25 protein-coding genes are annotated in these 25,734 nt (G+C 61.5%); 11 read left to right on the top strand and 14 right to left on the bottom strand.

What is annotated here, in order from left to right; all coding sequences use genetic code 11:
- Positions 1 to 30: 30 nt before the first annotated feature.
- The 9 genes from dnaN to AC5XE7_RS13825 all read right to left on the bottom strand — a co-directional run bounded on the left by dnaN (position 31) and on the right by AC5XE7_RS13825 (position 9,284).
- Positions 31 to 1,149, bottom strand: coding sequence for a DNA polymerase III subunit beta (gene dnaN, locus AC5XE7_RS13865; RefSeq protein WP_183828040.1), 1,119 nt, complete (start codon positions 1,147 to 1,149; stop codon positions 31 to 33).
- Between the two features lie 398 nt (positions 1,150 to 1,547).
- Entirely contained in the window at positions 1,548 to 3,101 is a 1,554-nt protein-coding gene (gene dnaA, locus AC5XE7_RS13860; RefSeq protein WP_239801168.1) for a chromosomal replication initiator protein DnaA, read from the bottom strand.
- 801 nt (positions 3,102 to 3,902) lie between these two features.
- Positions 3,903 to 4,169, bottom strand: coding sequence for a 30S ribosomal protein S20 (rpsT, locus tag AC5XE7_RS13855; protein WP_183828043.1), 267 nt, complete (start codon positions 4,167 to 4,169; stop codon positions 3,903 to 3,905).
- A gap of 167 nt (positions 4,170 to 4,336) precedes the next feature.
- On the bottom strand, positions 4,337 to 5,110 hold the full coding sequence (locus AC5XE7_RS13850) for an enoyl-CoA hydratase (protein ID WP_495366484.1): 774 nt from the start codon (positions 5,108 to 5,110) through the stop codon (positions 4,337 to 4,339).
- Positions 5,111 to 5,144: 34 nt separating this feature from the next.
- On the bottom strand, positions 5,145 to 6,035 hold the full coding sequence (gene mutM, locus AC5XE7_RS13845) for a bifunctional DNA-formamidopyrimidine glycosylase/DNA-(apurinic or apyrimidinic site) lyase (RefSeq protein ID WP_495366483.1): 891 nt from the start codon (positions 6,033 to 6,035) through the stop codon (positions 5,145 to 5,147).
- The gene (locus AC5XE7_RS13840) at positions 6,028 to 7,269 is read right to left on the bottom strand and encodes a phosphopentomutase (protein WP_495366482.1); all 1,242 of its coding nucleotides are present in this window, start codon (positions 7,267 to 7,269) and stop codon (positions 6,028 to 6,030) included. Before AC5XE7_RS13840 ends, mutM begins: the two co-directional genes overlap by 8 nt.
- Positions 7,270 to 7,407: 138 nt before the next feature.
- Entirely contained in the window at positions 7,408 to 8,010 is a 603-nt protein-coding gene (locus AC5XE7_RS13835) for a TadE/TadG family type IV pilus assembly protein (protein WP_495366481.1), read from the bottom strand.
- Positions 8,011 to 8,063: 53 nt separating this feature from the next.
- Positions 8,064 to 8,672, bottom strand: coding sequence for a TadE/TadG family type IV pilus assembly protein (locus AC5XE7_RS13830; RefSeq protein ID WP_495366480.1), 609 nt, complete (start codon positions 8,670 to 8,672; stop codon positions 8,064 to 8,066).
- 153 nt (positions 8,673 to 8,825) lie between these two features.
- Positions 8,826 to 9,284, bottom strand: a complete 459-nt coding sequence (locus AC5XE7_RS13825) for a pilus assembly protein N-terminal domain-containing protein (RefSeq protein WP_495366497.1) — start codon at positions 9,282 to 9,284, stop codon at positions 8,826 to 8,828.
- Between the two features lie 165 nt (positions 9,285 to 9,449).
- Between AC5XE7_RS13825 and AC5XE7_RS13820 the strand changes: the two genes are divergently transcribed.
- The 8 genes from AC5XE7_RS13820 to AC5XE7_RS13785 all read left to right on the top strand — a co-directional run bounded on the left by AC5XE7_RS13820 (position 9,450) and on the right by AC5XE7_RS13785 (position 18,147).
- Complete coding sequence (locus tag AC5XE7_RS13820) at positions 9,450 to 9,968, top strand: A24 family peptidase (RefSeq protein ID WP_495366479.1); 519 nt, start codon at positions 9,450 to 9,452, stop codon at positions 9,966 to 9,968.
- Between the two features lie 194 nt (positions 9,969 to 10,162).
- On the top strand, positions 10,163 to 10,978 hold the full coding sequence (gene cpaB / locus AC5XE7_RS13815) for a Flp pilus assembly protein CpaB (RefSeq protein ID WP_495366478.1): 816 nt from the start codon (positions 10,163 to 10,165) through the stop codon (positions 10,976 to 10,978).
- Positions 10,975 to 12,498 (top strand): type II and III secretion system protein family protein, encoded by a 1,524-nt coding sequence (locus tag AC5XE7_RS13810; RefSeq protein WP_495366477.1) that lies wholly within the window; start codon positions 10,975 to 10,977, stop codon positions 12,496 to 12,498. The genes cpaB and AC5XE7_RS13810 overlap by 4 nt, the downstream gene beginning before the upstream one ends.
- Before the next feature lie 14 nt (positions 12,499 to 12,512).
- Positions 12,513 to 13,196, top strand: coding sequence for a CpaD family pilus assembly protein (locus AC5XE7_RS13805; protein WP_495366476.1), 684 nt, complete (start codon positions 12,513 to 12,515; stop codon positions 13,194 to 13,196).
- A 31-nt stretch (positions 13,197 to 13,227) separates the two neighbouring features.
- Positions 13,228 to 14,508, top strand: coding sequence for a CpaE/TadZ family protein (locus tag AC5XE7_RS13800; protein WP_183828070.1), 1,281 nt, complete (start codon positions 13,228 to 13,230; stop codon positions 14,506 to 14,508).
- Positions 14,509 to 14,540: 32 nt separating this feature from the next.
- Positions 14,541 to 16,028 carry a TadA family conjugal transfer-associated ATPase gene (locus AC5XE7_RS13795; protein WP_495366475.1) on the top strand — a complete coding sequence of 496 codons (1,488 nt, stop codon included), beginning with the start codon at positions 14,541 to 14,543 and terminating at the stop codon, positions 16,026 to 16,028.
- 27 nt (positions 16,029 to 16,055) lie between these two features.
- A complete protein-coding gene (locus tag AC5XE7_RS13790) occupies positions 16,056 to 17,069 on the top strand; it encodes a type II secretion system F family protein (RefSeq protein WP_495366474.1) in 1,014 nt (337 codons plus the stop codon).
- Positions 17,070 to 17,115: 46 nt separating this feature from the next.
- Entirely contained in the window at positions 17,116 to 18,147 is a 1,032-nt protein-coding gene (locus AC5XE7_RS13785; RefSeq protein WP_287943013.1) for a type II secretion system F family protein, read from the top strand.
- Positions 18,148 to 18,235: 88 nt separating this feature from the next.
- Here the strand turns inward: AC5XE7_RS13785 and AC5XE7_RS13780 are convergent, their stop codons facing one another.
- The 4 genes from AC5XE7_RS13780 to AC5XE7_RS13765 form a co-directional block, all read right to left on the bottom strand.
- Complete coding sequence (locus AC5XE7_RS13780) at positions 18,236 to 19,408, bottom strand: GGDEF domain-containing protein (protein WP_495366473.1); 1,173 nt, start codon at positions 19,406 to 19,408, stop codon at positions 18,236 to 18,238.
- Between the two features lie 194 nt (positions 19,409 to 19,602).
- Complete coding sequence (locus AC5XE7_RS13775; protein ID WP_495366472.1) at positions 19,603 to 20,427, bottom strand: tetratricopeptide repeat protein; 825 nt, start codon at positions 20,425 to 20,427, stop codon at positions 19,603 to 19,605.
- A 181-nt stretch (positions 20,428 to 20,608) separates the two neighbouring features.
- Positions 20,609 to 20,851 (bottom strand): hypothetical protein, encoded by a 243-nt coding sequence (locus tag AC5XE7_RS13770; protein ID WP_239800823.1) that lies wholly within the window; start codon positions 20,849 to 20,851, stop codon positions 20,609 to 20,611.
- A 160-nt stretch (positions 20,852 to 21,011) separates the two neighbouring features.
- Complete coding sequence (locus AC5XE7_RS13765; protein WP_495366471.1) at positions 21,012 to 22,289, bottom strand: mechanosensitive ion channel family protein; 1,278 nt, start codon at positions 22,287 to 22,289, stop codon at positions 21,012 to 21,014.
- Between the two features lie 246 nt (positions 22,290 to 22,535).
- On the opposite strand from AC5XE7_RS13765, the gene AC5XE7_RS13760 reads away from it, so the two are divergent.
- Genes AC5XE7_RS13760 through AC5XE7_RS13750 form a run of 3 tightly spaced genes read left to right on the top strand, consistent with a single transcriptional unit; the run spans position 22,536 to position 25,166 of the window.
- Positions 22,536 to 23,906: a leucyl aminopeptidase family protein gene (locus AC5XE7_RS13760; RefSeq protein WP_495366470.1), complete on the top strand. Its 1,371-nt coding sequence runs from the start codon at positions 22,536 to 22,538 to the stop codon at positions 23,904 to 23,906.
- A gap of 36 nt (positions 23,907 to 23,942) precedes the next feature.
- Positions 23,943 to 24,293 carry a MarR family winged helix-turn-helix transcriptional regulator gene (locus AC5XE7_RS13755; RefSeq protein ID WP_183828086.1) on the top strand — a complete coding sequence of 117 codons (351 nt, stop codon included), beginning with the start codon at positions 23,943 to 23,945 and terminating at the stop codon, positions 24,291 to 24,293.
- 12 nt (positions 24,294 to 24,305) lie between these two features.
- Positions 24,306 to 25,166, top strand: a complete 861-nt coding sequence (locus AC5XE7_RS13750; protein ID WP_495366469.1) for a C40 family peptidase — start codon at positions 24,306 to 24,308, stop codon at positions 25,164 to 25,166.
- A gap of 24 nt (positions 25,167 to 25,190) precedes the next feature.
- Here the strand turns inward: AC5XE7_RS13750 and moaB are convergent, their stop codons facing one another.
- Positions 25,191 to 25,730, bottom strand: a complete 540-nt coding sequence (gene moaB / locus AC5XE7_RS13745) for a molybdenum cofactor biosynthesis protein B (protein WP_495366468.1) — start codon at positions 25,728 to 25,730, stop codon at positions 25,191 to 25,193.
- Positions 25,731 to 25,734 lie beyond the last annotated feature (4 nt).

Genomic DNA, 25,734 nt, shown 5'->3' with positions numbered 1-25,734 from the left:
CGGGCCTCACGGAGAGGCCCGCAAACTGCCCTACACGCGCATCGGCATCAGCACATAGAGCGTGTTCTCGTCGCTGGTGTCGCGGATGAGCGTGGGCGATCCGGCATCGGCCAGCATGAATTCGGCGTCGCCGCTGGAGAGCTGGCCCGCAACGTCCAGCAGATAGCGGGCGTTGAAGCCGATCTCGATGGGATCGGACGAATAGTCGGCGGCTAGTTCCTCGACCGCGCTGCCGGAGTCAGGATTGTTGACCGCAAGCGTCAGTTGCCCTTCGCTGATCGACAGCTTCACCGCGCGCCCGCGCTCGGACGAGATGGTGGAGACCCGGTCGACGGCGGCGGCAAAGCTCTGGCGGTCGATGACGAGGCGCTTGTCGTTGCCGGTGGGAATGACGCGCTGGTAATCGGGGAAGGTGCCGTCGATGAGCTTTGAGGTCAGCACTACGGAGCCGATGGTGAAGCGAATCTTGGTGTCGGACAGTTCCGTGGTCACCGCCACGTCCGGATCGTCCACCAGCTTCTGCAGTTCGCCAACCGTCTTGCGCGGAATGATGATGCCCGGCATGCCTTCGGAACCGGCAGGCGCGTCGATTTCGGCGCGGGCCAGACGATGGCCATCCGTCGCCACGGAACGCAGTCTGAGATTGCCGCCAGCCTCATGGGTGTGCAGGAAAATGCCGTTGAGATAGTAGCGCGTCTCTTCGGTGGAGATGGCGAACTGGGTCTTTTCGATCAGGCCCTTCAGTGCGGTGGAATCCAGTCGGAAGATATGCGGGAACGAGCCGGCCGACAGTTCGGGGAAATCCGATTGCGGCAGGCATTGCAGGCGAAACGATGAGCGCCCGGAGGTCACGGTCATGGCCGCGCCGTCCTCGTCGGTCTTGAGCATCACCTCGGCGCCGTCGGAGAGCTTGCGCACGATGTCGTAAAGCAGATGCGCGGGCACCGTGGTGGCGCCGGGCTGCTCGACCCGCGCGGCAGTTGCCTCGGTGATCTCGAGGTCAAGGTCGGTAGCCTTCAGTTCGAGGCTGGAACCGTCCGTGGACAAGAGCACGTTGGAGAGGATCGGAATTGTGTTGCGCCGCTCGACCACGCGGTGAACGTGGTTCAGGGACTTGAGGAGGTTCGACCGTTCCAGAATTACACGCATGACGAAACAGGCTCACTTGAAGGAAAGGGCAGGTTCCCGGACCGGCAACCTGCCACAGTCTGAATTGCTCGGAGCATCGGGCCGAAAGCGGGATCGGTTTTCGCAATGCCCCCGACGCTCAATCAAGATATCCGGAGCGCCCCGCCCTCGGGAAGGACGCATGACACTCCGGAATGGGGATTAAGCTGACAGGAAAAGCGCCCTGAAAGCAAGACCAAACGGCTTTGTTGCGCGGGTTTTACAAGGTTTTAGAGCATTTTGCAGTCAGACGGAAAAGTCTGACGTCGCACAAGTGCGGCCGGGCAAAACAAGCTGGAGCAGCGAGGCTGCGTTCGTCAGAACGTCCGTTGCTCCGGAGCATGGCGACGCAATGAGCCGCCATGCCTTCATGGCGCGCGTCAGGCCTGATCGTTGATCAGACGACGCAGAAGCTCAAGTTCCTGCGCCAGCGTGTTGTCGTTGTCCGACAGGCCCTCGATCTTGCGCACCGCATGCAGCACCGTGGTGTGATCGCGGCCGCCGAAACGCCTGCCGATTTCCGGCAGCGAGCGCGGCGTCATCACCTTGGAAAGATACATGGCGACCTGACGCGGCTTGACGATGGTGCGCGTGCGCCGGTTGGACAGCAGTTCCGTTTTCGACACATTGTAGTGACGGGCAACGATGCGCTGGATGTCCTCGATGCGAACCCGCTTCGGCTCGCCGGAGCGGTAGATGTGGCCCAGAATCTCGTCGATCCGGTCCACGGTGATCTGCGGCTCGAAGGTCTGGCGGAACAGAAGCTGGTTGAACGCGCCTTCAAGCTCGCGGCCGCTGCCGGTGACGGTGCGGGCCACATGCTCAAGAACGTCGTCGGCAACCTCGATGGATGCATCTTCAGCCTTTGCCGCCGCCAGCCGCTGCTGGAGCATCGACAGGCGCATGGAGAGGTCAGGCGTCGACATTTCCAGCGCGACGCCGCCGTTGAGGCGCGAGCGTACGCGCGGCTCCAGCGATTCCAGTTCAGCCGGCGGCCGGTCGGCTGCGACAACCACCTGCTTGGCGCTGTCCAGCAGCATGTTGATGAGGTGGCAGAACTCGTGCTGGATCGACTTGCCCTGCAGGAACTGCATGTCGTCGATGATGAGCAGGTCGATGTCGCGAAGCTGCTCCTTGAGCGTCAGCGCATTGTTGTCGCGGATGGCGGTGGCAAAGCGCCACATGAAGTATTCAGCCGTGAGATAGACGACGCGCGAGCGCGGGTTCTGACGCAGCGATTCCGCCGCTATCGCCTGCAGAAGGTGCGTCTTGCCGAGACCGACGGTGGCGTGCAGGAACAGCGGGTTGAAGCGCACCGCGCTGGACTGCGATTCCGCCACGGCGCGCGCGGCAGCGAAGGCAACGCGGTTCGACGGGCCTTCCACGAAGGAAGAGAAGGTGTAGCGCGGGTCCAGAGGCGAGCCGAGGACGTTCTGGCGGAACTCGGTTTCGACCGGGCCCGGACGCTGCGCCGGCATGCGCTCGGTCTTGCCGTTGTTGGTGCCGTTATTGGCCATGGTGGAGGCCAGCGCCGTCTGCGCCTGACGGGAAACCGGACGTCGCTGCTGGGCCGGGACCTCGGCATCAGCCGCGCGTGACTGCCTTGCGGCTGTGCGCACGATGATCTCGACCCTGAGGATCTCGGCATCCTCTTCCTTCCACAGTTCGACAATCTGGTCGAGATAGTGGCCATTGATCCAGGAGCGCAGGAAGGCGGTTGGCACGGAGATCCGCACAACGCCCTTGGAAGCTTCAGCCAGCTTCATGCGGCCGAACCAGCTCGAATAGACCTCTGCACCCAGACGCGCCTTGAGCTTTGCCTTCACACGCTCGAACTTGTGATCTGCCTCCCCAACAGTTGTCATGTCATGTCCTTTGGCAACGTCCCCCTCGTAGGGAGCACCGCCAAGTTCCCTGCCCATGCCGCTCTGCATTTCGTGATCCTTGTCCCGCACTTGCGCCAGGGGCATCATGCCCGTGGCGGCCTCGTTATGATTATGTCCGTCGCGGCCGCCGCTGGCCATCTCCGGATATGCTCGCCGCAGGCCGAACCGTTTCCGGTTCTTTCCACGACAGGGAAACCAAGCGCACGACAAAGCAAGCCGTCCGGCTTGTGGCCGGCCAAACTTCAACGCGCCATACGAATGACTGGTCCCCTACCAGTATCGAAAGCGACAACCGACCTGTACGCGGGCGAGCGCCCACGGTGCCAATGCTGTCTTGTTATGAGTAGGTCGAGGGCTAAAAGCCCGTCCCTTTCGATGACCAGACACTAACGAAATCGCTGTGGAAAGGGCAAGGCCACATCTTACTGGTTTTGAGCGAATCTGGTTACCAAATTGCCCTTGACGGCAGCGCCTGCGCGCCTAGCAATCTTGAAAGCCATTGGGATTCAAACCCTTTTCGAGAACGCCCGGAAACGATAGCTGGCGTGATTCTTTTTTTTAATATTTTGCTTGACACCCGGTTGTCCCCTTTCGGCTCCCGCCGATATGAACAAGCTGTGGATGACCTTCTTTAACTTCATGAAAATAAAGGGATTTTTTTGCCATTCTTGGCGGCGCCCATGGCGCGCTGATGCAGCAGGAAAGTCACATACCGGCAAAATTTCCGGTGACCGGAAACCTGCCCCCGCGGAAGCTCCCGGTGCGCCATTCCCGCTTTTATTCAGACGACGAAAAAAACCCGGCGCGAGCGCCGGGTTTCACAGAATTTGACGGTTCCTTGTTAAGGAATCAGGCAGAAAGGCCCTTGACGCGCTGAGCCAGTCGCGAAACCTTGCGGGAAGCCGTATTCTTGTGCAGCACGCCCTTGGAGGCGGCGCGCATCAGCTCGGGCTGTGCATTCTGGAAAGCGGTCTCGGCGGCTGCCTTATCGCCAGCGGCCAGAGCTTCTTCGACCTTGCGCACGAAAGTGCGGACGCGTGAAACGCGGCTCTTGTTGATCGCGGTGCGGCGAGCAATCTTGCGCGTAGCCTTCTTGGCCGAGGGAGTGTTGGCCATGGTGCCTCTCTTCTGATCTCAATAGGTGGACGCTTGCGGCAACCCGCACGGCGCAAAATAAATGGGCAGCAACGAGGCCACCTCAGTTGGAGCGGCTTATAGTTCAGCTTTACAGGTCAGTCAATCTTGCTTCGCATCCAAACCGCGAATTCGACCTCCTGAGAGCCTCATCTGTTGCGGAATTCGGGTTTGCGCTTCTCCACGAAGGCGCTCATGCCTTCCTTCTGGTCTTCCAGCGCGAACATGGACTGGAAAACCCGCCGTTCGAATCGCAGGCCCTCGGCCAGCGTCACTTCATAGGAGCGGTTGATCGCCTCCTTGTTCATGATCACGGACGGCAGCGAGAAATCGGCGATCTTCGTCGCCGCCTTAAGCGCTTCCCCGACCAGTTCGCCGACGGGCACGATGCGGGAGACGAGACCGGCGCGCTCGGCTTCCTCAGCATCCATCATGCGGCCGGTCAGGCACATGTCCATGGCCTTGGACTTGCCGACGAAACGGGTGAGGCGCTGGGAGCCGCCCATGCCGGGCATGACGCCCAGCGTGATTTCCGGCTGGCCGAATTTCGCATTGTCGCCGGCGATGATGAAGTCGCACATCATGGCAAGCTCGCAGCCGCCGCCAAGTGCATAGCCGGCAACCGCCGCGATGATCGGCTTGCGGGTGCGGGTGAAGTCCTCCCAGCCGGAAAACAGGTCGCCCAGATAGACGTCGACATAAGTCTTCGTCTGCATCTCCTTGATGTCGGCACCTGCCGCGAAGGCCTTTTCCGAGCCGGTCAGCACGATCGCGCCGATATTGTCGTCGGCATCGAACGCCTTCGTTGCGACAAGCAGTTCGCCCAGCACGGCCGAGTTCAGCGCATTGAGGGCTTGGGGCCTGTTCAGCGTGATCAGCCCGACCTTGCCGCGGGTTTCGACAATGATGTTTTCGTAAGCCATGCGTTTCCTCTCCTGAGCGCTGCAGAGACCTAGCCTATTTCTGACAGCTGCGGCAATAAAAGGTGGAGCGGCCGCTCTGCACGATCCGCTCCACCGTGCCCGGGCAGCCCGGTTTGCGGCAGGGTTCGCCCTCGCGATCATAAACGGCAAAGCTGTGCTGGAAATACCCGAGCGACCCATCGGTATGCATGTAGTCTTTCAGCGAGGAGCCGCCGGCCGCGATGGCGTCGGCAATCACCTCGCGGATGGATTCGGCCAGCCGCTGGCGCTGCTCCGCCGCCTTGCGGCCGGGAACGGCGATGGTGCCGGCCGCGCGCAACGGCGAAAGGCCCGCACGCCACAGAGCCTCGCAGACATAGATGTTGCCGAGCCCGGCGATCAGGCGCTGATCCAGAAGTGCAGCCTTCAGAGGCGCCTTGCGGTTTCGGAACAAGGCGGCGAGCAGATCCGCGTCGAGCGTGTTGCCGGTTGGTTCCACGCCGAGGCCAGCCAGCATCGGATGCTCGTCCGGTATGGTTTCGGAAAACAGCATGAAACCGAAACGGCGCGGGTCGTTGAACACGACGCGGTATTGCGCCTCTGCGGCCGACACCACATCGAACACGACATGGTCGTGGGCGGAATCCTTCGAGCGTTCATAATGAAAGCTGCCGGGTGTTGCGCTGTCGCTGCCGCCCTCGATGCGGAAAGATCCGGTCATGCCCAGATGGCAGATGAGGGCCGGGCCGCCATCTGTGTGCATGGTCAGATATTTGGCGCGACGGCCAAGCGCGGTGATGGTGCGTCCGTCGAGACGTTCGGCGAATTTTTCAGGAAATGGGAAGCGCAGGTTGGGACGGCGGGTCTCGACCCTGACGATGCGGGCGCCTTCCAGAACCGGCTGGAGCCCGCGCCGGACGGTTTCCACCTCGGGCAGTTCAGGCATGGCCGCCGATATCTCCGTAAAAGGATGTTCCGTATTTTCCGCGCCCGATGCCCAGATGCTCGGCAACTGTTTCGCCGATATCGGAGAATGTCGTTCTCAGGCCCGCACTCCCGCCAGCCAGTCCCGGCGCCAGGCCGATCAGCGGAATGCGTTCGCGTGTATGATCGGTGCCGCGCCATGTGGGGTCATTGCCGTGATCGGCCGTGAGCACGAACAGATCGCCGGGTGCCAGAAGCGCCAGCGCTTCCGGTACGCGGCAGTCGAACGCTTCCAGTGCCGCCGCATAGCCGGCGGGGTCACGGCGATGGCCGAACTCGCTGTCGAAATCGACGAAGTTGGCAAATACGAAGTCGCCGTCAATCGCTTCCTTCATCGCCTCCAGCGCCTGATCGAACATGGCCATGTTGCCGGCGGCCTTGCGCAGAGTGGTCACGCCGCGATGGGCAAAGATGTCACCGATCTTGCCAACGGCCAGAACGCGCCCTTGCGCTTCGGTGATCCGGTCGAGCAGTGTTGGTTCGGGCGGGGAAACGGCATAGTCGCGCCGGTTGGCGGTGCGTTTGAACGTGTCCGCGGTCTCGCCGAGGAAGGGCCGGGCGATGACCCGGCCGATCTTGAGCGGATCGCACAGCCGCCGCACGATCTTGCAGAATTCATAAAGCCGGTCGAGCCCGAAATGCTCTTCATGCGCTGCGATTTGCAGCACGGAATCGACGGATGTGTAGCAGATCGGTTTGCCGGTCGCGATGTGTTCTGCCCCGAATACCTCGATTGCCGCCATGCCGTCGGAATGGCAGTTGCCGAGGATGCCGGGCAGGTTGCCTTCGCGGATCATGGCCTCGGTCAGGGCAGGGGGGAAGGCGGGCACCGTTTCGGGAAATCGCCCCCAGCCAAAGCGCATCGGCAGCGCGGCGATCTCCCAGTGCCCGGAGGGCGTGTCCTTGCCGCTTGAAATCTCCTGCGCGGCTCCGTGAAAGGAGGAAAGCAGAAGCGGTGCGCTGGCAGGCTCGAAATCATATCCTGAAGCGATGTGGGCTGCATGAGCGAGACCCAGTGCGGTCATGTTGGGAAGAAGAAGCGGGCCATTGCGCAGGCCCGGCCGGTCCGCCTTGCCGGAGCGGCATGCATCGGCGATGTGGGCGAATGTGTTGGCGCCCTCGTCCCCGAACTCGGCCGCGTCTGCTGCGCCACCGATGCCGAAGGAATCGAGAACAAAAACGAAAGCGCGCGCCATTACGACCTTATGGTAAGGATCACATCCTCCGAGGCGGGGCGGTCCTGCGGACGCGGATCAGCTTGATCAGGAGATCCAGACATAAGCCCGGCATGGCACCTTGGCAATCTGCAAACGCCGGTCAGGCGTGCCGCTGCGTCAGCAGTTGGAACAGGCGATTTCACTCCGGATTCGCGGCCTGCCGTAATAGACCTCGTTCATATTGATGTTGCTGAACGCGCCGGTGAGGCCCGTGGTTCTTTCAGCGCCTGAGGCCCAGGCGATGATCGGTCTGTAACCCAGGCTGATTTCCACCTTTATGAGGAACGTGTCGTCGGTCTTAATGTCCTTCTCAACAGTAACGATGGAGTTTTTGGCGATACCTGTACTGTAGGTGTTGTTCGTCAGTTTTCCCGACCACACGACCTTGGGTTCGAGGCTGCCACTTTTGTTCTTTGAAATCTTGATCCCGGTAACTGTGATCGTCGGGCTGGAGCGATTGTAGGGACGCATCGTCGTCTGGCCGACGCGCATGATGCCTGTCAGAGCCTCCTTCGTCAGAGTATCCTGTTGCCCGACGAGATCGGCGACCATGGAACCCAGCCGGCTGAGTTGCTTGCTGGTATCGATGCCCTGCACCGCTTCCACGGTCATGAAGTAAAGCGCCAGCATGATCGGTGCGATGAAAGCGAACTCGACCGCCGCAACGCCGCGCCGGTCGCGCCTGAAACCGGCGATTTTCTCTCTCAGATTTTTCAGCATGCTTAGTACCCCCGTACCAGCGATCATCTTCAGCCGTTTGTGTGCGGCGCGTGTCAGTAAGGTTCGTTCTGCCAGGTCATGGTGGCAAAATGCACCGTCTTGTTGTCTGCCAGCGGTGCCATGTATTTGCTCATGTAGTCGGTGATGATCGGCCATTCGTAGAAGAGGCGCAGCATGTTGCGCGACATGGTCGAACCCGGATCGATGACGAAGCCCTTGGTGTCCGTCTTGCCATTGTCAGTCAGAACCAGCTGCTTGCCTTCGATGGCGTAGCCGAGTTTCGCGGCATCGGTGAAATTGTCGAAGTGACGAAGGTCTATCTTCAGTCCGGGGCAGTTCTCGGTGACGATGACCGACATCCGGCCGCAGACAAGTGTGAAGATCTTTTCCTGCACGGCTGTTTTTTCTGCAGCCGTGACCGGTGCCTGCCACTGGCCGGTGCGGAACTGGCGCGCCACATCGTCGGCGGCGTTCGCAAGAATCTGTTTTCCCGCAAACGAGATGCAGCTTTCCAGAATGGCGAAGGTCAGCAGGGCGAACGGCAGGATGAGCATGCCGAATTCAATCGCCGTGCTGCCTTTTGCATCGCGCCTGAACCTGCCGGGAAGGCTCGTCAGATGCCACCTCGCCTTCGTGCGGGACCTGTTGGGAACGCTTTCCATGTCTCTACCGCCGACCCCCTTTGTCAGTGGATCGGATCATAGCGGGAAGCCGTTGAAGTCCCGTTTGGGGGATCGCTAAATTCCGACGGTGGCAATTAAGGATGCGTCAACCCTGGATCGCCGGGGCCGGATGCGGTTGACCTGATGAGCCGGTTACTCGCGCTTCAGGTCGCTGTCAGACAGTCTCTCGGCCTCGCTCTTGTGGGAGCTTTCGCAATAGGGCGTGCAGGACATGGTCTGCACGTCGGAGCGCCTGTAGATGCGCACCGTCGAGGCCGTCTGGCGCGCGACCGTCACCTGTTCATCCATGATCGGAGCCCCGTCGCTGTCCAGAATGACCAGATTGGTGACCCCAAATCCCTTGCCGGTCAGGATTACCGTCGTGGCATCCTGAACCGATGCATCCGCGATTTCGGAGTTGCCGATCACGATCGTATCGGCCGGGCGCGACAGCTTGACGATGCGGGCCTGGTTCATGACGACCTCAATGCCGGTCTCTGTCGCGGGCGCGGCCGTTTCCACCACCGGCTCGGCAACAGTCGTTTCTGCGGCCCAGACTGTGCAGTTTCCTGCCGCGAACAAAGCGCCCGCAAGCAACACCGGTCTCGACATGCCCATGCCCGTTCTCCCGCTCCGCCAGAGTGATCAACGGAATATGAACGGTTTTGGTGAAGCAACGGTTAAGCTTCGCATGCAGCCATTCAGGCACAGGCTCACCGATCTTTAACGCAAGGCATGTAAGGATGCGCCCGTCATTACATGTCGGGTGGGGCCTCCATGCTTGAAGCTTTGATTTTCGTCATTTTCCCGTTTTGCATGGTCTTCGCAGCTGTCTCGGATGCGCTTTCGATGACCATCGCCAATCGCGTCTCTCTGGTTCTGGTGGGCAGCTTCATGGTGATCGCGCCGCTGACCGGCATGGAGTGGAGCACCGTGGGAATGCATCTGGCCGCGGGTGCGCTGGTTCTGAGCGCAACCTTCGTCCTGTTCGCCATCGGCGGCATGGGCGGCGGCGATGCCAAGCTCATGGCGGCAACCGCCGTCTGGATGGGCTTCGACATGCTGCTGGCGGAATACCTTATCTATGCATCGTTTGTCGGCGGCCTGCTGACGCTTGCCACACTCATGTATCGCAGGTCGTTTCTGGCGGATTTCACGCGCAACAACATGTTCCTGCGCCATTTCGGCGATACCAGCGTGGGTATCCCCTACGGTGTTGCGCTGGGTTTCGCGGGCCTTGTGATCTATCCCAAAACCGCGCTCGCTGCATGGGCCATCGCCCGTCTGGCAGGCTGACCGCCTGAAACGCAGAATTTCCGGAACAGGCTTCCAATACGCCGCACCTGACCGTGCGGCGTATTTTTTGGGCGGAAAGCGACGATAACCTCGCGTTAAGCAATTTTGTAAGCAGCTCATTAACCATAATTTGAGGATTGGCGCTGCAATGTCCGACCTGGGTTGATGCTTTCTGGGGCTTAGGGGTTGGACGTATGGCTGCATCCCGTTTGATAATTTTGGGCGTTGCGGTCGCCGCTGCGGGCGGTGCGGGCTATGTCGCCAAGAACATGGCGGTTCCGCCGCCGCAGCCTGTCATGGCTGAGCCGCAGCCGCGTGAGCCGGCCGTGAAGATGGTCGATGTAGCCGTTGTGTCGGGAGATGTGCCGATCGGCGCGCCGCTGGGCTCCAATGTGGCCTGGTCGGCATGGCCCGAAAATGCCGTCAATCAGCACTTTATCACACGCGACAACGAACCCGACGCGGTCGAAAAGCTGAAAGGTTCCGTCACGCGCATGGCGATGTACAGTGGCGAGCCGGTGCGGCGCGCGAAGCTGATCGACGAAGGACAGAGCTTCATGTCGTCGATCCTGCCGTCGGGCCACCGCGCGGTGGCCACCTCGATCGCAGCCGATACATCCGCCGGCGGCTTCATCCTTCCCAACGATTATGTGGACGTCATTATGACCCGCCGTGCCGACAATGCCGGCGGCGGCAGCGGCTTCACCACCGAAACGATCCTGAAGAACATTCGCGTCCTCGCCATTGATCAGACCATCCAGGAGGATGAGGAGGGCAAGAAGACGCGGGTGGGTCAGACCGCGACGCTGGAGTTGACGCCGCGGCAGTCGGAAATCATCACCGTCGCCCAGCAGATGGCGGATCGCCTCACGCTGGCGCTGCGCTCGATCAAGGATACGCAGGAAACAGGCCTGAGCGAGGCAGACTATCTGGTCAGCGGCAACGGCCGCCGCGGCACCGTGCGTCTTATCCGGTCTGGCGAAGTTTCCGAAGTGGGGGCAAGGAAATGAAGTCATTCAGGAAACTTCCGGTCACAGTCGCCGCCGCTCTCGCTATTTTCGCCGTCACCGTTCCGTCCGGAACGACGACGGCCGATGCTGCGGGCCAGGTGAGCGCGACCTCAGCCAGTCAGCGCATCAAGCTTGGCCTCAACAAATCGGTGGTCATCGATCTGCCGCGTGACGCTTACGACATTCTGGTCGCCAATCCCGGCGTCGCCGACGCGGTGACGCGCACGTCGAGGCGGATCTATATTTTCGGCAAGGCGGTTGGCGAAACCAACATTTTCGTGTTCGGCCCCAATGGTGAGCAGATTGCCAGCTTCGACCTGACGATCGAGCGCGATGTCGCTGGCATCGAAGACTATCTCAAGCGCTTCATCCCGAATTCGAACATCAGGGTTGAACTGGTCAATGACAACGTGGTTCTGACCGGCACGGTCGACACACCTCTGGATGCCAAGCGCGCCGAGCAGCTTGCGAATGCATTCGTGACCGGCGGCGAGGCGACGACGGGCCAATATTCCCAGACGGCGGCCGGCGGGTCCTCGAACTCCGGCGTGGACATCAACAATCCCGACAGCCAGCGCCAGCGCAGCGCCATCATCAACATGCTCCAGATCATGGGCGAGGATCAGGTCACGCTGAAAGTGACGGTCGCCGAGGTCAGCCGCAACGTGATGAAGCAGCTCAATGTCGGCATACTGGCCAGTGGAAATTCTAACGGCATTTCCTGGGGAGCGCTGAGTGAGAACGCAATGGGCCTTGGGGGCATCCCAAGTTCGAATATTGCAGGCAGCTACAGGGCCGGAAGCACGCTGATCGACGGTTATCTGAACGCAATGGAGCAGGCCGGCGTTATGAAAACGTTGGCCGAGCCGACACTCACCGCTATTTCAGGTGAACAGGCGACGTTCCGGGTTGGTGGCGAATTCAACATATTTGACGGTGTATCCAGCACTAAAAACAATGAGAATCGTGATGGCGATACTGTGCTTAATTATCGCAGGATCGAGTATGGGATTGGCCTCGAATTCCGGCCCGTCGTTCTCTCAGCGGGCCGCATCAGCCTGAAGGTCAGGACTTCGGTTTCGGAACCGACCAACGAGTCACCCGGCATGAGCAGTGGCGGGCGGGGATTGACGGTCAATTCGGTATCCCTGCGTAAGCGCCTCGCCGACACCACAATCGAACTTCCCTCTGGTGGATCGATGATGATCGCGGGCCTCGTGCGCGATGACGTGCGTCAGGTTGCTACGGGTCTGCCCGGCATGTCGAAGATTCCGGTTCTGGGAACGCTGTTTCGCAGCCGGGACTTTGTGCGCAACGAAACCGAGCTGGTTATCATCGTCACGCCCTATCTGTCTAAGCCGGTGGCGCGCAATGAGCTGGCCAAGCCGGACGACAATTTCAATGCCGCAAGCGATGGCGCCGCCATGTTCCTTGGCCGCGTGAACCGTGTCTACGGCACCATGAAAACCGACAAGCCTGCCGGTCGCTATCACGGCATGGTCGGCTTCATCTACAAGTGAGCGGGGAAACGGGCATGTCGAGCGCAATGTTCAAAGCAAGGGCAAGTGTCGCAATCCTGACCGTGGCCGCCGCCGCGCTGCTGGCCGGATGCGCCAATCGCGACAGCGTCGTCGTCGGGTCCATTCCGGATGACTATCGCACCAATCATCCGATCGTCATTTCGGAGAAGGACAAGACACTGGACCTGCCGGTGTCAGCCTCGGCACAGGGCGTCTCCAAAATGCAGCGTCAGGCGCTGGCCGGGTTCCTTGACGGATATGACACTGGTGCTGCTCCTGTCCTCACGATTGCAGTCCCGGCCGGATCCGCAAACGAGCATGCTGCCGGCAAGGTAGCCCGCGAGTTTGCTCGTCTGGCCGCGGCGAACGGCGTCAGGCCCAATCGCATCGCGATGGCGCGCTATCAGGCTTCGCCCGATGAACTGACCGCGCCGGTGCGGCTGGTCTACAGTTCGATCAGGGCGCAGACCGACAAGTGCGGGCGCTGGCCGAAGGATATTCTGGATACGTCCGACAACAGGCACTACGCGAATTTCGGATGCTCGTACCAGAACAATCTGGCCGCACAGATCGCCAATCCGGCCGACCTGCTGGGTCCGCGCAAGCAGACCACAATAGATGCGGAAAACCGTAACGTGGTTATCGACGTTTACCGGGAAGCCGGAAACGGCACCACTGCTCGCGAAGTGAACTATTGATGAAGTCCGGCCTGTCCGGGGGGCAAGCAGCATGACAAATCTGGCTTATGAACATGCGATCGAGGCGGAAATTTCCGCCGAACAGGACCTGACCTCCATGCAGATGCTGCGGCCGATCCCGCGCATCTCCATCCAGGCTTTCTGCGAGAGCGAAGGGGTCTCGGTTCCCATCGAACGTGCCGGCGATGACCGCCGCATGTCGAAGGCGCATCTGAAGGTGCATATGGGCGGGATCGCCACGGCGATAGAGTTCTATCAGACCGCGCCGACGCCGAACCTGATCATTCTGGAGTCCCGCAGCGAGCCGAAGGAACTGCTGGAGCAGCTTGCGCAGCTCGCCGAGCATTGCGACCCTTCCACCAAGGTCGTTGTCGTCGGACACTACAATGATGTCGGACTGTATCGCGAGCTGATCCGCAACGGCATTTCCGAATATGTGGTTGCGCCGGTATCGATGGCCGACATCGTCAGTGTCATTGCCACGATCTTCGTGGATCCTGAGGCGGCACCGATCGGCCGTTCCATCGCCTTCGTCGGAGCCAAGGGCGGCACCGGCTCGTCCACCATTGCGCACAATGTGGGCTGGGCGATTTCCTCGCTGTTCAGGTCCGAGGTTGTCGTCGCCGACATGGATCTCGCTTTCGGCACGGCCAACATCAATTTCGATCAGGATCCGGCTCAGGGGATTGCCGAGGCCGTGTTCTCGCCCGAGCGCGTCGACGAGGTCTATCTCGACCGCCTGCTGGCCCAGTGCGCGGAAAACCTGTCGCTGCTGGCCGCGCCTTCGACGCTCGACCGGGTCTATGATTTCGATGCCGACGCCTTCGCCCAGATCATCGATACGGCGCAGCGCACGGCGCCCGTCATCGTTCTCGACGTTCCCCACATCTGGAGCGGCTGGAGCAAGAGCACGCTCATGCACGCCGACGAGGTGGTGATCACCGCGACGCCGGAACTCGCCAACCTGCGCAACACCAAGAACCTTATGGACATGCTGAAGCGTCTGCGGCCCAACGATCCGCCGCCGAAGCTGATCCTCAACCAGACGGGCGTGCCGAAGCGCCCCGAGATTTCGGTTCAGGATTTCGCCGAGCCGCTGGAAACGGAGCCGATGGCGGTGATCCCCTTCGATCCACAGCTTTTCGGCAATGCCGCCAATAACGGGCGCATGCTGGGCGAAATGGATGCCAAAAGCCCGGTTGTGGCCACCATCAACGACATCGCCCATGTGCTGACGGGGCGCGCCGAGATCAAGGCTCGCAAGAAGGCCGGACTGGGCTCGATCCTTGAAAAGCTGAAGCGCGCAAAGTGAGCATAGCCGGGGCAGGGGACAGGTAGTCGATCATGTTCGGAAAAAGAGGCAGTGACGACAGGGACAAGCCGTTGTTCTCGCGGCCAGCGCCTGCGCCGGCAGCCCCGGCTGCGGGCACAGCGGACACCTCTCCATCGCGCGTTGCCGAGACGGCCGCGCCAGTGCCCCCGCCAGCGCGCCGTGTTGTCGAGGCTCCCCCGCTGGCGGCCCAGCCAAAGCGCGTGCAGCGCGAGCGCAGCGAAAGCTATTACGACACCAAGAGCCAGGTCTTCGCCGCGCTGATAGACACCATCGACCTGTCGCAGCTCGCCAAGCTTGATCCCGAGGCGGCGCGCGAGGAAATCCGCGATATCGTCAACGACATCATCGCGATCAAGAACTTCGCCATGTCGATCGCCGAGCAGGAGGAACTGCTCGAAGACATCTGCAATGACGTTCTCGGCTATGGTCCGCTGGAGCCGCTTCTGGCCCGCGACGACATTGCCGATATCATGGTGAACGGCTCGCGCAACGTCTATATCGAGGTGAACGGCAAGGTCGAGCAGACCGGCATTCGCTTCCGCGACAACCAGCAATTGCTCAACATCTGTCAGCGCATCGTCAGCCAGGTGGGCCGCCGCGTCGATGAATCCTCACCCATCTGCGACGCCAGACTGCCCGATGGTTCGCGTGTCAACGTCATTGCGCCGCCGCTGGCCATCGACGGAACCGCGCTCACCATCCGCAAGTTCAAGAAGGACAAGCTGACCCTTGACCAGCTCGTGCGGTTTGGCGCGATCTCGCCGGAAGGCGCAGAAATCCTCAAGATCATCGGGCGCGTGCGCTGCAATGTGGTGATCTCGGGCGGCACGGGTTCGGGCAAGACCACCCTGCTCAACTGCCTGACCAACTATGTCGACCGCGACGAGCGCATCATAACCTGCGAGGACTCGGCCGAACTTCAGCTTCAGCAGCCGCATGTGGTGCGCCTTGAAACCCGCCCGCCTAACCTTGAAGGCGAGGGCGAGGTGACGATGCGCGATCTGGTGAAGAACTGCCTGCGCATGCGCCCGGAGCGGATCATCGTCGGCGAGGTGCGCGGCCCGGAAGTGTTCGACCTGCTGCAGGCCATGAACACCGGCCACGACGGCTCGATGGGAACGATCCACGCCAACAGCCCGCGCGAATGCCTCAGCCGCATGGAATCCATGATCGCCATGGGCGGCTATTCGCTGCCGCAGCGCACGGTGCGCGAGATCATCGTCGGCTCGGTCGACGTGATCGTTCAGGCTGCCCGCCTGCGCGACGGTTCGCGCCGCATCACCCACATCACCGAAGTGATCGGCATGGAAGGCGACGTGGTCATTACCCAGGATCTGGTTCTCTACAACATCAAGGGCGAGGACGCGAACGGCAAGCTGATCGGCGAGCATGTCTCAACGGGTATCGGCCGGCCGCATTTCTGGGACCGCGCCCGCTATTATGGCGAGGATCAGAGGCTGGCTGTCGCTCTGGAAGCCATGGAAAAGCGGGCTGATTGAGCATCATGAGCGTGGAGGGCAGCCACAATGTTCGGAATTGACAGCACCGTCCTGATGTTCGTTGTGCTGGCTGGCATGAGCGCCGGCGCGGTTGCTTACGCCTTTCTCTTCAATCGCATCAGCGAAGAAAAGAACGTTGGCAAGCGTTTGCAGACGATCAAGGCCGCCGACTCCGACAGGGCCTCGGTCAAGGCCTCGCGCGATCGTGTCGCTGAAGCAGCAAAGCGCCGCAAGTCGGTTCAGGAATCACTGAAGGAACTGGACGAGAAGCAGAAGCTTCAGGACCGTAATGTCAGGAAAGCGCCCCTGAAGCTTCAGATCCGGCAGGCCGGTCTCGACCTGAGCCTCGGGCGCTTCTATCTCTACTCGGCGATATGCGGACTTGCCCTGACGCTGGTTGCCTTTGTGGTCGGTCTGCCGCCGATCATTCTGCCCGGCGTTCTTGTGGCTGGCGGCCTTGGGCTGCCGCGCTGGATCATATCCTTCCTGCGTGCGCGGCGCGTAAAGGCCTTCCTCAACGAATTTCCAAACGCGCTGGACATCATCGTGCGCGCGGTGAAATCGGGCCTGCCTCTGAACGACGGGGTGCGCCTGATTGCTTCAGAAGCACCGGAACCGGTACGCGGCGAATTCCGCCGCATCGTCGATGCCCAGCAGATGGGCCTGTCTATTCCCGATGCCGCCATGCGGATGCCTGAAACCATGCCGTGTTCGGAAGCGGGTTTCTTCGGAATCGTCATCCAGATTCAGGCGCAGGCCGGGGGCAACCTCTCGGAGGCCCTTGGCAATCTTTCGCGTGTGTTGCGTGATCGCAAGAAGATGAAAGCCAAAGTCGCAGCCTTGTCGATGGAGGCAAAGGCGTCTGCTGTCATCATCGGTTCTCTGCCTATCATCGTGGCATTTCTCGTCTATCTCACAAGCCCGGAATACATCACGCCGTTGTTCACCACCTCTGGCGGAAACATGATCCTTGGCGTTTCGGCTTTGTGGATGTCGATCGGCATTTTCGTGATGCGCAAGATGATGAATTTCGACGTCTAGGATTTAAGCGGACGCGCTTACTGGATGCATTGAACGGGAGTTTGCCGTGACAGATCTGACCATCAAGACCCTGACCGATCCGGTGTTCCTGACGGCAATTCTGGTCGGCATCGCCGTTTTTGCAACGATGATGACGCTGCTTCCGGCTTTCGGCGGCGATCCGCTCAAGACCCGGATGAAAGCGGTTGCGTTGGAGCGGGACGAACTGCGCGCGAAGCAGCGCGCGCGTCTTGCGGCGGAAGCGGAGCGCCGCAGCCGGGGCCTGCGCGAGCAGCAGTCCACCGGCATGCGCAACATCGTCGACAAGCTCGATCTGCGTCGCCTTCTGGCCGACGAGAACACGGTGCGTCATCTCAAGACAGCCGGTTTCCGTGGCCAGAACCCGATGACGAAATTCCTGTTTTTCCGCCTCGTCCTGCCCTTTGCCGGTCTGTCTTTTGCCGTGTTCTACATCTTCGGTCTCGGCGTCATGGCGGAAAAGCCGATTATGATCCGTGTGCTCGCCTGCATCGGCGCTGCCTATGCGGGGTTCTACGCACCTGTCATCTACGTCACCAACCGCGCCACCAAGCGCAAGGAATCCATCAAGCGCGCCTGGCCAGATGCGCTGGATCTGATGCTGATCTGCGTCGAATCGGGCATGTCGGTCGAAGCGGCGATGCGCAAGGTGGCCGACGAGATCGGCTCCCAGTCGGTGGAGCTTGCCGAAGAATTCATCCTGACCACAGCCGAACTCTCCTATCTGCAGGAGCGCCGGCAGGCTTACGAAAATCTTGCCGAGCGCACGGGGCTGGAGCCGGTGAAGTCGGTTACGCAGGCGCTTATTCAGGCAGAGCGCTATGGCACGCCGGTGGCCCATGCCCTGCGCGTGCTTTCCGCGGAGAGCCGCGAAGCGCGCATGACCGAGGCGGAAAAGAAGGCTGCCGCGCTGCCGCCGAAACTTACCGTACCGATGATCCTGTTTTTCCTGCCCGTGCTGTTCGCGGTCATCATCGGCCCGGCAATCATGCAACTGCGCGAAAATGGCGGTTTCTTCGGCGATCAGCCAAAGGTCACCTCAAGTTCCAGCGTCGAATAGCGGCAGCCGAAGAGCGCAACAGTCCGCCTGTCATGTTTGTGACCGGCTATCAGCAAGGTAACCCCGGTGCTGTTGCACTTCCGTCTGATCACGCAGCGTCTCTGCGCGCGTGTGCCGGGCTGAAGACTTCGCACCCGTTGCGGCCACGCTTTTTGACTGCGTAAAGCGCCTGATCCGCCTGTTCCATCAGTGATTCTGGCTGAGTGGGGGAGGCTTTCGTCCACACCGCCGCGCCCAGACTGACGCTGAGCGGAAAGCTGCGGCCCTGCCAGTGCCATGGCGGCGAGCGCACGGCTTCGACAAGCGCAGATGCGAAGGATTTCGCCTGCGCCGCCGTGGTTTCCGGCAGAACCGCGCAAAATTCATCCCCGCCATAGCGGGCAGGGAAGTCCGTCGGCCTCAGATGCGATGACAGGGTATGCGCCAGATGACGCAAGGCATCGTCGCCCGCCGCATGGCCGTGCTCGTCGTTGATTTCCTTGAACAGGTCGAGATCGATGATGAAAACCGCGAAGGGGCGCCCGGTGCGGCCCGATCTCATGACTTCGGTGGCAAGGCGTTCCAGAAACAGGCGGCGGTTCGGCAGCCCGGTCAACTCGTCCTTCGAGGCGAGGGCGGCGACCTCGTCGCGCAGCCGGTCCATGGCCATGACGACAAAGCCGAAGTTCCACACCACGCCGCTGAAGATCACGCACAGAAGCGCGTAGGACTCGACGACATTGTAGAAGCCGCGGTCCGTGTAGCCGCCCATGAGCATAAAATTCAGGGCTGTTTCCACCGCGTGGCCAGCCACGCCGATCAGCATGGCGGCAGCCGCGATCCAGTCGCCAAGCTTTCGCTCCGGACGGCGCAGGAGGAAAATCGCGGCAAGCAGCATCGGGACGGATTGAGCCGTTGCATAAACGACGTTGCGCCAGTTCCAGCTTTCGAAGGCAGCCACCATGCACAGCATGCTGGCAATGGAGATGGCGACACTGGCCTTCCAGCCTCCGCCAGCGCCGTAAAAATGGCGCACGCCGACCCAGAAAAGACAGAAGCCGAAGATGACGAAGCCGTTTCCGACGATAGCCGGGACCAGTGCGCCCTCATTCCCCTGCAGCGACAGGACAGCGCCGCCGATCACCGACAGCAGGCAGCCTGCCAGCCAGATGCGGGCGGTGATAAAAGAGCGGTAGACATAGGAAACCGCTGCCCAAATCACGCTGAGGGTCAGCGAGTTGAGCAGGATGACGATGTAGAGCGTCAGAAAGTCGAGCGCCACGATACAGGGTCCGGCTTGTGAAATCACCCAAGGGGCAGGGGTCGCGGTTGTTCTTCATGGAAGGTCGACAATTATGCCGGGTCGTCATGAAGAGAGCAACGCGCCTGAAGTGCCTGCCGGGGACGAGCTTATCACCTTACCTTGACGTAAACGCAATACGGCTTGCCGGACGGCGTGTCGCCGGACGGAAAATGTCAGTTTGTCGCGGATTTCTTGCCGTCCTGCGCCTTCAGCTGGCTCCAGGAATTCTGCTGCGCCAGCATGGAGCGCAGGTAGGCCACGTTGGATCGTGCCTGATCGGGCGACAGTTCCTGCGAGGCGATGCGTTCGGCCTCGTCGAAACGCCCCTGCAGGCCAACGACCAGCGCAAGGTTCTGGCGCACGCGGCTGTCGGCGCCCGGCTGCCGTGCCGCCGAGGCGAGGAAGCTTTCCGCCGTTCGCAGATCGCCTTCCAGAACATAGGACATGCCGAGATTGGACAGCACCGAGGGTTCTTCCGGCTTGAGATCGAGGGCCTTGCGATAGAGCTGGCGGGCATTGTCCTTCTGGCCGATCTGGTCGAGTATAGCTCCCTCGGCAGACATCAGGCGCCAGTCTGGATATTCCGGGGTCTGGGCACGGCGAACGGCGTCAAGGGCGGGCTCAAACTGGCCATTGGCCGCGAGCGCCTTGCCATAGGCCGCAAGAACCTGCCTGTCTTTCGGATGGGCGATGGCCAGCTTGCGCATCACGGCCAGCGATTGCTGGGCATTGCCGTCCATCTGCAGAACCGTGGCGAACTGTATAGCAGTTGCCTTGTCGTTCGGGTTTGCAGCATAGGCCTTGCCGAGGCTCGCCGATGCGTTGCGCAACTGACCGGAGGACATCGTCTCCATCGATTTGCCGCCACCGGCGCGACCGATAGAACCGGTCTTCATCTTGTCTGTGCCGCAGCCGGAGACGCTTGCCATCAGGACAATGGCGAGAGCAGCCGTTACCAGACGGCGTCCGTTCGCGGCGTGATTGCGCCAAATCTGCATGAGAGCCCGCCTCCATCTGCTGGCGCGGCCGTTTCAGGACGGCCGATCCTCATGCAAATCAATAGTCCGTTAACCCTAATGGTTGGTTAATTTGGGGGGCGCTGGGAGCGTCAACAGAGCGTGGTATTTTCCTCGAGGGCAAGGACCTGGCCGGCGAAGTCGCCGGGCAGGGCCGAAAAGATTACTTCAGATCTTCGAGAATGCCGTCATAGAGCTTGCATGCGCCATCGAGGTCGGTGGTGGCCTGAGACTGCGCAGTCGCAAGCTTCTGCCCGATCTCCATTGCCTTCTCCGGGTTCGTGGCTGCCAGTTCCTGCATCCTGGTCGAAACCTCCATCGCCTTTGACTGTACTTCTTCGGCCGTGCAGGCGAATGCCGGCGTAGCAGCCATCATGATGGACAGGGCAAGAATATAGGTTTTCATGTTTTTCCTCGTATTTAACCAGCCTTGTGAAAGGCCTGCCGTGTCTAGCAGCCGCCGGTGGGCCGGAGAATGGCACGGGGCTCGCCCGAGGATCACTTCATGTTTTACCGCGAAACGGCAGCACCGGAGCGATGCCGTTTCGCGATGATTTCCGGGTGCTTCAGTTCACGCCGGCCTCTTCCTTCGTCTCTTCCAGATTTGCCAGATAGGGGCGGGTCGAGGCCCATGAGCTGAGGTCGGCACCACTTGGATTCTGGAACACCGCCAGTGCGAATTCGGACAGGATGGCGAACAGGTGGTCGAATATATCGGCCTGAATACCCTCGTATGAAGTCCAGACCGTGGTGTTGGTGAAGCAGTAGATCTCGATCGGCAGACCTTCCGGCCCGGGCTGGAGCTGGCGCACCATGATGGTCATGCCCTTGTGCACGCCCGGATGGTTGCGCAGATAGGTGTCCACATAGGCGCGAAACGTGCCGATATTGGTGATCCGGCGCGTGTTCGCTGCTACTTTTGCCTTCTCGCCAAGCTTGCCGTTCCACTCGGAAATCTCGTTTTTCTTATGCCTGAGATAGGTTTCCAGCAGACCGAAGGACTCGAGTTTTGCGAGCTCGTCCGGCGAGAGGAACCTGATGCTCGTCTGGTCGAGATAGATGGATCGCTTGATGCGCCGTCCGCCCGATTCCTGCATGCCGCGCCAGTTCTTGAACGAATCGGTGACCAGCTTGCGAATCGGAATGGTGGTGATGGTCTTGTCGAAATTGCGTACCTGCACGGTGTGCAGCGCGATCTCGATGACGTCGCCATCGGCGTTGAGGCTGGGCATCTCGATCCAGTCGCCCACCCGCACCATGCCGGTGGATGAAATCTGGATGCCGGCGACCAGCGAGAGCAGGGTATCCTGAAAGACCAGAATGAGAACTGCAGCCATCGCACCGAGACCCGAGAGCAGGATCAGCGGGGAACGGTCGATGAGGGTTGCAATCATCAGCAGTGCGGCGACCACGTAGACGGCGATCTTGACCACCTGAATGTAGCCCTTGATGGGCTTCATCCGGGCTTCCGGCCGGCGGTGATAGAGCGTGTCGACGATGTTGAAAGCGGCGCTGATGGCCATTGCCACCATGAGAATCATGAAGGCATTGGCTACATTCGTCACCACCGTGACCACGACTGCCGGAAGGCCGGGCACCGCCACGATGCCTGCGGCGATCACCAGCGCGGGCGTGACATTGGCCAGCCGCTCTATCACGCCATGGCGACGCAATTCCTCGTCGCGCCCGAATGCCGTTCTGGCAACGATGCGGTTGAGGATCTGGAGAAGAACCGACTTCACGATGAAGTTGGCGAACAGGGCCGCCAGTATCAGCGCGATGAGCGCGGTAAGGGTCTGAAGCCAGGGATAGGACTGGAAGAATTCTTGAAGGGAGACCGTCACTGTCTCGATTGCCTCATCTGTGTGATCGTTGGGTGGGATTTGGAATCGGCGGACCCCAGCATAGCCGCAAGCAGGGCCCTATTTGAACCTTCGGGTTGAAATAGGGCTCAAAACCGGTTGCGACAGGGCAAGCCGGGCTTTCAAGCCATGTTTATCGCCGGGCCGCGACCTGATAAGCCGGGACCGTTCTGTGATTAACTGAAAATGCCGGCGGGTTTCATATCCCGTGCCGGATGGAGATTCGTGATGGCTGTTGAATTCGCCGCAACCGGTTCGGACCGGGCCCTTCCTGTCTATCTCGTCGGCAAGAACAAGCTGGAGCAGGCGGGGCTTTCGGGGCCGGAACTGGCATGGGCGAAGGCCAACGGTTTCGACGGGCAGGCCGGCAAGACGCTGGTGCTGCCGGGAGAGGGCGGCACCATCGCCGGCGCGGCGTTCGGTGTCGGTCATGGAGCGCATGGCGCGCTCGCGCTGGGCGCGCTCGCCCGGGCCTTGCCGGATGGCGACTGGCGCCTCCATGGCGCGCTGGAAAAGCCGGAGCTGGCGGCGCTGGCCATGGCGATGGGCGGTTACGTTTTCACCCGCTATGGCAAGAAGCAGGGCCGGAAGCTGCGCCTTTCGCTGCCCGGCGGCGTCGATGCGCAGCGGCTCGGGCGGATGACGCAAAGCGTCTTCCTCACGCGCGACCTGATCAACACGCCGGCCAATGACATGGGCCCCGATGCGCTGGAACAGGCGGCGCGGGATCTGGCGGCAAAGCATGGCACGGAGGTTTCCGTGACTTCCGGCGACGAACTGCTCGCCGCCGGCTTCCCGATGATCCACGCGGTCGGCCGCGCGTCCGACAAGGCGCCGCGCCTCATCGACCTGCGCTGGGGGCGCGAAGACGCGCCGAAGGTGACGCTGGTTGGCAAGGGCGTGTGCTTCGACACCGGCGGGCTCGACATCAAGCCGGCCTCCGGCATGCTGTTGATGAAGAAGGACATGGGCGGAGCCGCCAATGTGCTTGGCCTCGCATCCATGATCATGGCGGGCGGGCTGAAGGTGCGGCTGCGGGTTCTCATTCCGGCAGTCGAAAACGCCATTTCCGGCAATGCCTTCCGTCCGGGCGATATTCTGCCAAGCCGCAAGGGGCTGACCGTCGAGATCGGCAACACCGATGCGGAAGGGCGTCTGGTGCTGGGCGATGCGCTGACGCTGGCCGATGAGGAAAAGCCGGAGCTTCTGATCGATATGGCGACGCTGACGGGTGCGGCGCGCGTGGCGCTGGGCCCCGATCTGCCGCCGTTCTATACTGACGACGAGGCGCTGGCCGGCGAGATCGCCGCCGCATCCGCCGATGTCGAGGACCCGCTGTGGCGCATGCCGCTGTGGCGGCCATATGACGCCAAACTGGCGTCGAAAGTGGCCGACCTCAACAATGTCACCACGGACGGCTTTGCCGGGTCGATCACCGCCGCCCTGTTCCTGAAGCGTTTTGTGGAAAATACGTCCGCATGGGCGCATTTCGACATTTACGGCTGGACCCCGGCAGAACGGCCGCATGCCCCGGTGGGCGGCGAGGCGCAGGGCATCCGCGCGCTGGAGCAGGTGATCTCGAAACGCTTCGGGAACTGAAACGGAACCGAAACGATTTTGGGCTAAACCGGACGCATGGTTGTTTCCATGCGTCCGATACAGGCCTTGCGGCTGTGGCAGCAGGTGTGCCTGCACGAAGTGCGCGACGATGCGCATGACCTGACCATGCGCCAGATGGCGATCCTGTTCACCATCTATCTCGACCCGCCGCCGCATACGGTGCGCGGGCTCGCCGCGAAGCTCGGCGTCACCAAGCCGGTCATCACCCGCGCGCTCGATACGATGGGCGCGATGAAGCTGGTCTCGCGCCATCGCGACGAGAACGATCGCCGCAACGTCCTCATCCGGCGCACCGTCGAAGGGGCGCTCTATGTCGAGCGCTTCGGCGATGATATCGTCGCCAAAGCCCTCGACCTTCCGACCTGAAAGATGCTGCCCGTGACCCTATCCGACCGCCGCCTGCATGCTTATCGTCCCGACCTTGCCGATGCCCGGCTGGAGGGACAGGTGGAAGCGCAGCGCTTCGTTCCGGGCCGGCTGGCGCGCATATCGGTGGCGGTCGCGGACGTGCTGAGCGCACCGCGCGCCGATGCCGGCGTCAACACGCAGTTTCTGTTCGGTGATGATGTGCTGGTCTATGATATCGCCGACGGCTGGGCATGGGTGCAGGCCGAGCGCGATGGCTATGTCGGCTATGTGCGCGAGGCCGAAACCGGCGCGCGGGGCCCGGCTCCCACGCATCTGGTTTCCGTACCGCGCACCTTCCTCTATCCGGGTCCCGACCTGCGCTTTCCGCGCGCCGGCGCTCTGTCGCTGGGCTCCGCGGTCACGGTGGTGGGCGCGGCTGCAACGCGCGGCACAGCCTATGCCCTGCTGGACGATGGCAGGGCGGTGATCGCCGGCCATCTGGTGCCTGCGGAACAGCATGCGCCGGATTATGTGGCGGTGGCGGAAACCCTGCTCGGCACGCCCTATCTGTGGGGTGGAGCCTCCGGTTTCGGCATCGATTGTTCGGGTCTGGTCCAGCTTGCCATGCGCATGGCCGGCCGCGACGTGCTGCGCGATTCCGACATGCAGGCGGCCGGCCTTGGCGAGCCGCTCGATCCGGGCGCGGATCATGCCGGCCTGAAACGCGGCGATCTCGTCTTCTGGAAAGGGCATGTCGCGATCATGACGGATAGCAAAAACATGATCCATGCCAACGGCCACACCATGACCGTGGCCCGTGAGGGCCTGCGCGAGGCAATCGACCGCATCGGCTATCTCTACGGAACCCCAACCGGCTTCCGCCGCCCCTGATACGCGGGGACCCGATCTGCGGGCTCAGCTCTTGTTGCGGCGCAAATGCTCGTCCAGCCGGGGCATGATCTCCACGAAGTTGCAGGGCATGTGCCGGTAATCGAACTGGGCTTTGAGGATGCCGTCCCAGGCATCGCGGCAGGCGCCGGGGGAGCCTGGCAGCACGAAGACGAAAGTGGCGTTGACCACCCCGCCGGTGGCGCGGCTCTGGATGGTCGAGGTGCCGATCTTGTCGTACGAAATGCGGTGGAACACTGCCGAGAAGCCGTCCATGCGCTTCTCGAAGATCGGCTCCAGCGCGTCCGGCGTCACGTCGCGGCCGGTGAAGCCGGTGCCGCCGGTGGTGATGATGGCATCGATGCCGTCATCCCGCGACCAGCCAAGCACCCTGTCGCGGATCGCTTGCCTGTCGTCGGTCACGATGTCGCGCGCGGCGAGCACATGGCCGGCTTCGGCGATGCGGTCGGCCAGTGTCTGGCCGGAGCGGTCTTCCGCGAGGCTGCGTGTGTCAGACACGGTCAGAACCGCGAAACGCACGGGGATGAAAGGGCGCTGATCGGACATGATG

It is taken from the genome of Aquamicrobium sp. YD-1-mutant5 (assembly GCF_059509755.1).
This window is presented reverse-complemented; position numbering and strand designations above follow the sequence as displayed.

Excerpts from the sequence above, each read along its gene's own strand:
- dnaN (WP_183828040.1), bottom strand. The coding sequence starts at position 1,149 with ATGCGTGTAATTCTGGAACGGTCGAACCTCCTCAAGTCCCTGAACCAC.
- dnaA (WP_239801168.1), bottom strand. The coding sequence starts at position 3,101 with ATGCAGAGCGGCATGGGCAGGGAACTTGGCGGTGCTCCCTACGAGGGG.
- rpsT (WP_183828043.1), bottom strand. The coding sequence starts at position 4,169 with ATGGCCAACACTCCCTCGGCCAAGAAGGCTACGCGCAAGATTGCTCGC.
- AC5XE7_RS13850 (WP_495366484.1), bottom strand. The coding sequence starts at position 5,110 with ATGGCTTACGAAAACATCATTGTCGAAACCCGCGGCAAGGTCGGGCTG.
- mutM (WP_495366483.1), bottom strand. The coding sequence starts at position 6,035 with ATGCCTGAACTGCCCGAGGTGGAAACCGTCCGGCGCGGGCTCCAGCCG.
- AC5XE7_RS13840 (WP_495366482.1), bottom strand. The coding sequence starts at position 7,269 with ATGGCGCGCGCTTTCGTTTTTGTTCTCGATTCCTTCGGCATCGGTGGC.
- AC5XE7_RS13835 (WP_495366481.1), bottom strand. The coding sequence starts at position 8,010 with ATGCTGAAAAATCTGAGAGAGAAAATCGCCGGTTTCAGGCGCGACCGG.
- AC5XE7_RS13830 (WP_495366480.1), bottom strand. The coding sequence starts at position 8,672 with ATGGAAAGCGTTCCCAACAGGTCCCGCACGAAGGCGAGGTGGCATCTG.
- AC5XE7_RS13825 (WP_495366497.1), bottom strand. The coding sequence starts at position 9,284 with ATGTCGAGACCGGTGTTGCTTGCGGGCGCTTTGTTCGCGGCAGGAAAC.
- AC5XE7_RS13820 (WP_495366479.1), top strand. The coding sequence starts at position 9,450 with ATGCTTGAAGCTTTGATTTTCGTCATTTTCCCGTTTTGCATGGTCTTC.
- cpaB (WP_495366478.1), top strand. The coding sequence starts at position 10,163 with ATGGCTGCATCCCGTTTGATAATTTTGGGCGTTGCGGTCGCCGCTGCG.
- AC5XE7_RS13810 (WP_495366477.1), top strand. The coding sequence starts at position 10,975 with ATGAAGTCATTCAGGAAACTTCCGGTCACAGTCGCCGCCGCTCTCGCT.
- AC5XE7_RS13805 (WP_495366476.1), top strand. The coding sequence starts at position 12,513 with ATGTCGAGCGCAATGTTCAAAGCAAGGGCAAGTGTCGCAATCCTGACC.
- AC5XE7_RS13800 (WP_183828070.1), top strand. The coding sequence starts at position 13,228 with ATGACAAATCTGGCTTATGAACATGCGATCGAGGCGGAAATTTCCGCC.
- AC5XE7_RS13795 (WP_495366475.1), top strand. The coding sequence starts at position 14,541 with ATGTTCGGAAAAAGAGGCAGTGACGACAGGGACAAGCCGTTGTTCTCG.
- AC5XE7_RS13790 (WP_495366474.1), top strand. The coding sequence starts at position 16,056 with ATGTTCGGAATTGACAGCACCGTCCTGATGTTCGTTGTGCTGGCTGGC.
- AC5XE7_RS13775 (WP_495366472.1), bottom strand. The coding sequence starts at position 20,427 with ATGCAGATTTGGCGCAATCACGCCGCGAACGGACGCCGTCTGGTAACG.
- AC5XE7_RS13770 (WP_239800823.1), bottom strand. The coding sequence starts at position 20,851 with ATGAAAACCTATATTCTTGCCCTGTCCATCATGATGGCTGCTACGCCG.
- AC5XE7_RS13760 (WP_495366470.1), top strand. The coding sequence starts at position 22,536 with ATGGCTGTTGAATTCGCCGCAACCGGTTCGGACCGGGCCCTTCCTGTC.
- AC5XE7_RS13755 (WP_183828086.1), top strand. The coding sequence starts at position 23,943 with ATGGTTGTTTCCATGCGTCCGATACAGGCCTTGCGGCTGTGGCAGCAG.
- moaB (WP_495366468.1), bottom strand. The coding sequence starts at position 25,730 with ATGTCCGATCAGCGCCCTTTCATCCCCGTGCGTTTCGCGGTTCTGACC.